We start from the raw sequence: 8,646 nt of genomic DNA, 5'->3' as shown, positions 1-8,646 counted from the left end.
CAAGATCGCCGAGAACGACCCCGACTCCCTCGGCGACACCTCCACCCTCGCCGAGCCCGCCGTCGTCGACGACCTCGTCGAAAACAGGATGAACAGGGAGGGCGCGTGATGGACGGCACGGCGACAGGGGCCACCGGCCCGGTGCTGATCCTGCTCGGCCCGCCGGGCGCGGGCAAGGGCACGCAGGCGCGCAAGCTGCAGGAGGCCTTCGGTCTCGTGCAGCTGTCCACCGGCGACATGCTGCGCGCGGCGGTGGCCGAGGGCACCGAGGCGGGACAGGCGGCGAAGGCGGTGATGGACGCGGGCGACCTCGTCTCCGACGAGATCGTGACGGCCATCCTCGCCGAGCGGCTCGACGCGCCGGACTGCGCACAGGGCGCGATCCTCGACGGATTCCCGCGCACGACACCGCAGGCGGCGGCGCTCGATCGGCTTCTCGCCGAACGCGGCCGCGCGCTTGCCGCGGCGATCAGCCTCGAGGTGGACGACGCGGCGATGGTGGACCGCATCGCGGGCCGCTTCACCTGCGCTGGCTGCGGCGAGGGCTATCACGACAGCGCCAAGCGCCCGGCGGTGGCGGACACCTGCGACCGCTGCGGCGGCACGGAGTTCACCCGCCGCGCCGACGACCGCGCGGAGACCGTGGCCGCGCGGCTGGAGGCCTACCACCGCGAGACCGCGCCGCTCGCGGCGCATTACGACACCCAGGGCAAGCTCGAGCGCATCGACGCCATGGGCGAGATCGACCGGATCGCGGCGGAGCTCGCCGCGATCGTGCAGCGGGCGCAGGCCTGACCCACCGCGCCCGACCCGGCGCACACGACAAAAGAGGAGGAGCCGCCGATGGCGGATCAAACGAACGAGGGGGCCGCCGAGTCGGGCAAGGCCTACTGGACGGCAAACCTGAGAGTGATCAAGTGGAGCCTGGTGATCTGGGCGCTGGTGAGCTTCGGCTTCGGCATCCTGTTGCGACCGCTTCTGTCGGGCATTCCGGTCGGGGGCACGGACCTCGGCTTCTGGTTCGCGCAGCAGGGCTCGATTCTCGTCTTCATGGCGCTGATCTTCTTCTACGCCTGGCGGATGAACAAGCTCGACCGTGAGCACGGCGTGGACGAGGAGTGAGATCATGGACCAGTTTACGATCAACGTTCTCTTCGTGGGCGCCTCCTTCGCGCTCTACATCGGCATCGCGGTCTGGGCGCGCGCGGGCTCGACCGCCGAGTTCTACGCGGCGAGCCGCGGCGTGCACCCGGTCACCAACGGCATGGCCACGGCGGCCGACTGGATGTCGGCGGCCTCCTTCATCTCGATGGCGGGTCTGATCGCCTTCACGGGCTACGACAACTCCAGCTACCTGATGGGCTGGACGGGCGGTTACGTGCTGCTCGCGCTGCTGCTCGCGCCCTACCTGCGCAAGTTCGGCAAGTTCACGGTGCCCGAGTTCATCGGCGACCGCTTCTATTCCAAGAGCGCGCGCCTCGTCGCGGTGCTCTGCCTGATCGTGGCCTCGGTCACCTACGTGATCGGGCAGATGACGGGCGTCGGCGTCGCCTTCGGGCGTTTCCTCGAGATCTCGAACACCGCCGGCCTGCTGATCGGGGCCTGCGTGGTCTTCGCCTACGCGGTCTTCGGCGGCATGAAGGGGGTGACCTACACGCAGGTGGCGCAGTACTGCGTGCTGATCACCGCCTACACGATCCCGGCGATCTTCATCTCGCTGCAGCTGACCGGCAACCCGATCCCGGCGCTCGGCCTGTTCGGCGAGCACCAGGCCAGCGGCGAGCCGCTGCTGGTTAAGCTCAACCAGATCGTGACCGACCTCGGCTTCAACAGCTACACCGAGCATCATGGTTCGACCATCAACATGGTGCTCTTCACGCTGTCGCTGATGATCGGCACCGCGGGCCTGCCGCATGTCATCATCCGCTTCTTCACCGTGCCGAAGGTCTCGGACGCGCGGTGGTCGGCGGGCTGGGCACTCGTCTTCATCGCCCTTCTCTACCTCACGGCGCCGGCCGTGGGCGCGATGGCGCGGCTCAACATCACCGACCTGATGTGGCCGCAGGGCACCGAGCAGCAGGCGGTGAGCATCGAGCAGATCGAGAGCGATCCGGCCTACGACTGGATGGCGACCTGGCAGGAGACCGGGCTTCTCGGCTTCGAGGACAAGAACGGCGACGGGCGCATCCAGTACTACAACGACGATGCCCCGGAGATGCAGGAGCGCGCGGCCGAGGAAGGCTGGGAGGGCAACGAGCTCACCAACTTCAACCGCGACATCCTCGTGCTCGCCAACCCGGAGATCGCCAACCTGCCGGGCTGGGTGATCGGCCTCGTGGCGGCGGGCGGCATCGCCGCGGCGCTCTCCACGGCGGCGGGCCTCCTGCTCGCGATCTCGGGCTCGGTGGCGCACGACCTGTTCAAGGGACAGCTCACGCCGAACATCTCCGAGAAGGGGGAGCTTCTGACCGCGCGGATCGCCATGGCGCTCTCGATCGTGGTGGCAAGCTATCTGGGCCTCAATCCGCCCGGCTTCGCGGCGCAGACCGTGGCGCTGGCCTTCGGGATCGCGGCGGCCTCGATCTTCCCGGCGCTGATGATGGGCATCTTCTCCACGCGCATCAACAACCACGGCGCGGTGGCGGGGATGCTGACGGGCCTGATCTTCACGCTCGTCTACATCTTCCTGCACAAGGGCTGGTTCTTCATCCCCGACACCAACAGCTTCCCGGATACGGTGGAGGGTTCGCTCTTCGGTATCCAGTCCACGGCGATCGGGGCGATCGGCGCGGTGCTGAACTTCGCGGTGGCCTACGCGGTCTCGCTGTCGACGGCCGACACCCCGCGGGAAATCAAGGAGCTCGTCGAGAGCGTCCGCGTGCCCCGCGGCGCCGCAGAGGCGCAGCAGGATCACTGACGCGAAAGGGGCGGGCCCACGGGCCCGCCCTGCCCTTTTCAGGAGGCACGGCACATGACCGAGCCTGTCCCCACGCCGCCCGCACCCGCCCCCGACCCGGAGGCGGACGCGGCATTTCTGGCGGCCGCGCATCCCTGGGACCTTCTGCCGGGCGAGCGCCTCGAGGCGCTCGCGCGCCAGATGGGCCGACGCCGCCTCGCCGAGGGCGCCTCGCTCTACGCGGTGGGCGAGACGCTCGATTTCGTGGCGGTGCTGCGCACGGGCCGCGCCGAGCGGCTGGACGCGCACGGCGCGACCGTCGCCGAACTCGCCCCGGGCGCGACGCTCTCGCGCCGCGGGGCGCTCCGCCAGGAACCCACGCGCACGGCGCTGCGCGCCACGACCCCCTGCGTGGTGCTCACGCTCGAGGGCGCCGAGTTCCGCGCGCTCTGCCGCGAGGTGCCGGCCTTCGGCCGGTTCTTCTCCGCCGGCCCGGCGCGCGCGACGGCACGCACCGATCTCGCGAGCCTCGCCGTTTCGGCATTGATGACCGCCTCGCCCGAAACCTGCCCGCCCGAGACGCCCTCGCGCGAGGCCGCGGCGCGGATGCACGCGCGCGGAATCTCCTCGCTCTGCGTCGAACGCGAGGGCCGGCTCCTCGGCCTGCTGACGCTGCGCGACCTGACGGGGCGGCTCCTTGCCGAGGGGCGCGACCCCGAGACGCCGGTGGGCGAGATCATGACCGCCGCACCGATCGCGCTGCCGCCCTCGGCGCTCGGCTCCGACGTGCTGGCGCTGATGATGGAGCGCGGGGTCGGCCATGTGCCGGTGGTCGAGGGCGGACGGCTCGTCGGGATCATCACCCAGACCGACCTGACGCGCGCGCAGGCGCTCGGCGCGGGCGAGCTCGTGCGCGGCGTGGCCGAGGCGCCGGATGCCGACGCGATGGCGCGGGTGACCGCGCGGCTGCCCGAGCTGCTGGCGCAACTCGTCGCCGCGGGCGCCCGGCCCGAGGCCGTGACGCGCCAGATCACCGATGTCGCCGACGCCGCGACGCGCCGCCTTCTCGCCTTGGCCGAGGCAAGGTTCGGCCCGCCGCCCGCGCCTTACCTGTGGCTCGCCTGCGGCAGCCAGGGCCGGCAGGAACAGACCGGCATCTCGGATCAGGACAACTGCCTGATGCTCAGCGACGCAGTCACCGACGCCGACATGCCCTATTTCGAGCGCCTCGCGCGGTTCGTTTCCGACGGTCTCGCCACCTGCGGCTACGTCTATTGCCCGGGCGACATGATGGCCACCAACCCGCGCTGGCGTCAGCCGGTCCACGTCTGGCGGGACTATTTCGCCGGCTGGATCGCGCGGCCCTCGCCCGAGGCGCAGATGCTCGCCTCGGTGATGTTCGACCTGCGGCCCATCGGCGGCGACGCGACGCTCTTCGAGGGCCTGCACCGCGAGACGCTGGAGGCGGCCTCGAAGAACTCGATCTTCACCGCGCACATGGTCGCCAACTCGCTCAAGCACGCGCCGCCGCTCGGGCTGTTGCGCGGCTTCGCGACGATCCGCTCGGGCGAGCACCGCCACCAGATCGACCTGAAGCTGAACGGCGTGGTGCCGGTGGTCGATCTCGCCCGCGTCTACGCGCTCACCGGCCGGATCGAGGACGCGGGCACGCGCGCCCGGCTCACCGCGGCGCAGGCCGCCGGCATCGTCTCGGGGGCCGGCGGACGCGACCTGATCGACGCCTGGGACCTGATCGCGGCGACACGCCTCGGCCATCAGGCGCGCCAGATCGCGCGCGGCGCGGCGCCGGACAACTACATGGCCCCGTCGGAGCTCTCGGAGTTCGAGCGCAGCCACCTGCGGGAGGCCTTCGTGGTCGTGCGCACGATGCAGTCCGCGCTCGGCCACGGAAAGGGCGCGCTGTCGTAAAGTCCCGAAGTCGGATGTTCCTGCACGGGGGTCTGCCACGGAGGCGCGGGATCATTGCCCCTCCCCGACAGCGGATCGACGGAAGCGCGGCGTGGCGGGCGGGCTCCCCTGCGCCCGTGAACGACGGCGGCCACCACGCAGGAACGCGTGATCCGAAGCCCGGCCCCGTTCCGGGGGCAGACTGAAACCGGCTGCCTGACGCCCGTGGCCGAGGACAGCCCCGCGCGGTCATCGAGGTCCCCTACGAGCGCCCGCCACCCTCTCCGCCGCGCGCGTCATCGTCCGGCGTCGACACGCCCCGGCGCTGGCGCCGGGGCCGCTCAGAGCCCGTAAAGCTCGCCGAACTTCGCCTCGAGGTAGGCCAGCAGCGGCCCCTCCGAGGGCGGCTCGCCCGTGGCCGCCTCGATCAGCGCCCGCGGCTCCATCAGACCGCCGTGGCGCTGCACCCGCGCGCGCAGCCACGCCGTCGCCGGCGACGGGTCGCCCTCGGCGAGCCGGTCGTCGAGATCGGGCAGGTCGCGGCGCAGCGCGGCGTGCAGGCAGCCCGCGTAGAGGTTGCCGAGCGTGTAGGTCGGGAAGTAGCCGAAAAGCCCGACGGACCAGTGCACGTCCTGCAGCACCCCGTCCGAGGGCCGCTCGGGCGCGTAGCCGAAATCGGCCGCGAAGCGGTCGTTCCATGCCCCCTCCAGATCGCCCGCGGCCAGGTCCCCCGCGATCAGCGCGCGTTCCAGATCGAAGCGCAGGAGGACGTGCAGGTTGTACTGCAGCTCGTCGGATTCGGTGCGGATGAAGCCGCGGTGCACGCGGTTGACAGTGGCATGGAAGGCATCCTCGTCCGCGACGCCGATCTCGCCGAAGCTTTCGCGCATGCGCCGGAAGAGCCACCCGGTGAAGGCGCGCGACCGGCCGAGCTGGTTCTCGTAGAGACGGCTCTGGCTCTCGTGCACGCCCATCGAGGCGCCCTGCCCCACCGGCGTCAGCAGGTAGGCGTCGTCGATGTTCTGCTCGTAGGTCGCGTGGCCGACCTCGTGGATCGTCGAATAGAGACAGTTGAAGGGATCGGCCGGATCGGTGCGCGTGGTGATCCGCACGTCGAGGCCCGAGCCGGAGCTGAAGGGATGAACCGCCGTGTCGATGCGGCCGCGGCTCAGGTCGTAGCCGAAGGCCCCGGCCAGCTCGCGCGCGAGCGCATGCTGCGCCGTCTCGTCGAACCGCCCCGTGAGCGCCGGCGGCGCGGGGCGGTCGAGCGCCGCGGCGCGCAATTCCGCGAGGCGCGGGCGCAGCGCCGCGAACATCGTCTCGATCTCGCCGGCGCTGGTGCCGGGTTCGTAGTCCTGAAGGAGCGCGTCGTAGACGTCGCCGCCCTCGGCGAGCGCCGCGCCCTCCTCGCGGCGCAGCGCCACCACCTCCGCCAGCACCGGCAGGAAGGCGCCCGGGTCCTCCGTCGCCCGCGCCTCGGCCCAGACGCCCTGCGCGCGGCTGGTCACGCGGGCGAGCTCGGCGGCGAGGCGCGCGGGCACCTTCGCCGCGCGCGCATGCGCCCGCCGGATGAGGCGGAGTTGCGCGGCGCCCGCGGCATCCGGCGCCTCCGCCTCGGCGAGCCATTCGGCCACGCGGGGATCGGTGCGCCGCGCATGCAGCACCGCTTCCATCGCCGCCATCTCCTCGGCCCGCTGGGGCGCGGCGGCGCGCGGCATCATCGTCTCCTGGTCCCAGCCCAGGCGCCCGGCCACCTGCGCGAGCGCCTCCGTCTCGCGCGCATGCGCCATCAGATCGTCATAGGCGGTCATGCCGTCCCCCGCACCGATTGCGCCACCGGGTAGAGCGCGCGGAAGCGCGCCCAGAGCGCCAGCACCCAGAGCACCACCGCGCCGAACTGGTGCAGGATCGCGAGGTGCCAGGGCGCGGCGTAGATCACCGTCAGGATGCCGAGCACGAGCTGCACGAGCACCATCGCCAGCACCGCGTTGAAGGCGAAGCGCGTCGCCGGATTGGGCGAGCGCCGTGCGATCCACCAGAGGAGGACTCCGAAGAGGACGAGCGCGTAGCCGGCCATCCGGTGGATGAACTGCACGAGCCCGTCATCCTCGAAGAAATTGCGCCAGAGGGGCTCCAGCTGGAAGGGATAGGGCGGGAAGAGCCCCCCCGCCATCAGCGGCCAGTCGGTGTAGTTGCGGCCCGCGTCGATGCCGGCCACCAGCGCGCCGACGAGGATCTGCACGAAGGCGACCCCGGCGAAGGCCGCGCCCCAGGTCGCGAGCCGCCCCTCGCGCTGGCGCCGCGCCTGCAGGAGTTCGCGCTCCTCCCGCCCGAGACGGATGACATGCCAGGCGATGAGCCCGAGGATCACGAAGGCGAGGCCGAGATGCGTGGCGAGGCGGTAGCTCGCCACGTCGAGCATCGTGCCCTCGAGGCCCGAGGCCACCATCCACCAGCCGATCGCCCCCTGCAGCCCGCCGAGGACACCGAGGACGAAGAGCCGCCCCGTCCATCCCGGCGGCATCTTCCGCGTGACGAGAAACCCGAGGAAGCCCGCGGCCCAGACCAGCCCGATCACACGGCCGAGCTGCCGGTGGCCCCATTCCCACCAGTAGATGAACTTGAACTCGGACAGGCTCATGCCCTTGTTCTGAAGCTGGTATTCGGGGATCTGCCTGTAGGCGTCGAACTCGCGCTGCCAGTCCTCGGCGCTCATCGGCGGGATCGCGCCCGAGATCGGCGCCCATTCGGTGATCGAGAGCCCCGAATCGGTGAGCCGGGTGAGCCCGCCGACGGCGATCATCACGACGACCAGCGCGAAGAGGATCATCAGCCAGACCCGCACCGCGCCGCGCGCACCGCGCCGTCCCGCGTCGATCATGCCGCCGCGCGGTGCGGCGCCGGGCCGGGCCTCGGCCCCGACCTCCTCGAACAGCTTGCGTTTCTCGGCCATGCCCCCGCCTCCGCTTGTCCGCCGCGATACCTATGTCGGCGCGCGGGCGGCGGCAAGCTCAGCGCGGCCCGTCCCGGTGACGCACCAGTTGCCGCAGAATGCCGTGGAAGATGCGCACGTCCGCCTTCGTCAGCGGCATCCGCGACCAGAGGTTGCGCAGGTTGCGCCGCATGCTCCCGGCCTTGTGCGCGGGAAAGAAGAAGCCCGCCTCGTCGAGCCGCGCCTCGTAGTGATCGGCGAGCCGCGCCACCTCCCCCGCCTCGGCCCGGCCGTCGGGGCCGGGTACGACGGCCTCATGCGGGACCGCCGCCGCCTGCCGCCGCCATTCGTAGGCGGTCAGCAGGACGCACTGCGCGAGGTTGAGGCTCGGGAACTCCGGGTTCACGGGCACGGTGATGATCGTGTTGGCGCGCGCGATGTCGTCGTTCTCGAGCCCCGCGCGCTCCGGTCCGAAGAGGATCGCCACCCGCTCGCCCCCGGCGAGGCGCGCGGCGGCATCGGCCATCGCGCGCTCGGGGCTCATCACCGGCGTCGTCATGCCGCGCGGGCGCGCGGTGGTGGCGTAGACATGCGTCGCATCGGCGATCGCGGCGGGCGTATCGTCGTGAAGCTGCGCGGCGTCGAGCAGCCGCCCCGCCCCGCTCGCCGTGGCGCCCGCGGCCGGGTTGGGCCAGCCGTCGCGCGGGGCGACGAGGCGCATCCGGTCGAGGCCGAAGTTCCACATCGCCCGCGCCGCGGCGCCGATGTTCTCGCCCATCTGCGGGCGGACGAGGACGAAGGCGGGCTGGCGGTCCATCGTGTTTCCCGGATTGGCGCCGCGGAGATTTTTCGTACGAAAAATCTCCTGCATCACAGGCGTGGCCGTCCCGCGATTTTTCGTACGAAAAAT

The 8,646-nt window shown here is 71.5% G+C and carries 7 protein-coding genes; 4 read left to right on the top strand and 3 right to left on the bottom strand.

The features are described from left to right. Positions 1-108 precede the first annotated feature (108 nt). From ACESL7_RS09735 to ACESL7_RS09720, 4 genes are read left to right on the top strand one after another with little or no spacing between them, the layout of a single operon-like run. Positions 109-795 carry an adenylate kinase gene (locus ACESL7_RS09735; protein ID WP_372893131.1) on the top strand — a complete coding sequence of 229 codons (687 nt, stop codon included), beginning with the start codon at positions 109-111 and terminating at the stop codon, positions 793-795. 48 nt (positions 796-843) lie between these two features. Continuing rightward, positions 844-1,122 carry a DUF4212 domain-containing protein gene (locus tag ACESL7_RS09730; RefSeq protein ID WP_372893130.1) on the top strand — a complete coding sequence of 93 codons (279 nt, stop codon included), beginning with the start codon at positions 844-846 and terminating at the stop codon, positions 1,120-1,122. Positions 1,123-1,126: 4 nt separating this feature from the next. Next, complete coding sequence (locus ACESL7_RS09725; RefSeq protein ID WP_372893129.1) at positions 1,127-2,917, top strand: sodium:solute symporter family protein; 1,791 nt, start codon at positions 1,127-1,129, stop codon at positions 2,915-2,917. A 54-nt stretch (positions 2,918-2,971) separates the two neighbouring features. Then, positions 2,972-4,825, top strand: a complete 1,854-nt coding sequence (locus ACESL7_RS09720) for a DUF294 nucleotidyltransferase-like domain-containing protein (RefSeq protein WP_372893128.1) — start codon at positions 2,972-2,974, stop codon at positions 4,823-4,825. 320 nt (positions 4,826-5,145) lie between these two features. Here ACESL7_RS09720 and ACESL7_RS09715 read toward each other — a convergent pair whose 3' ends face one another. From ACESL7_RS09715 to ACESL7_RS09705, 3 genes are read right to left on the bottom strand one after another with little or no spacing between them, the layout of a single operon-like run. Then, a complete protein-coding gene (locus ACESL7_RS09715) occupies positions 5,146-6,615 on the bottom strand; it encodes a carboxypeptidase M32 (protein WP_372893127.1) in 1,470 nt (489 codons plus the stop codon). Continuing rightward, the gene (ctaA, locus tag ACESL7_RS09710) at positions 6,612-7,757 is read right to left on the bottom strand and encodes a heme A synthase (RefSeq protein ID WP_372893126.1); all 1,146 of its coding nucleotides are present in this window, start codon (positions 7,755-7,757) and stop codon (positions 6,612-6,614) included. The genes ACESL7_RS09715 and ctaA overlap by 4 nt, the downstream gene beginning before the upstream one ends. Before the next feature lie 58 nt (positions 7,758-7,815). Then, positions 7,816-8,553, bottom strand: a complete 738-nt coding sequence (locus tag ACESL7_RS09705) for an RNA methyltransferase (protein WP_372893125.1) — start codon at positions 8,551-8,553, stop codon at positions 7,816-7,818. Positions 8,554-8,646: the final 93 nt, after the last annotated feature.

Origin of the sequence: Rhodosalinus sp., from assembly GCF_041685465.1 — a bacterium.
In the GTDB taxonomy this organism is placed as follows: domain Bacteria; phylum Pseudomonadota; class Alphaproteobacteria; order Rhodobacterales; family Rhodobacteraceae; genus Rhodosalinus.
This window is presented reverse-complemented; position numbering and strand designations above follow the sequence as displayed.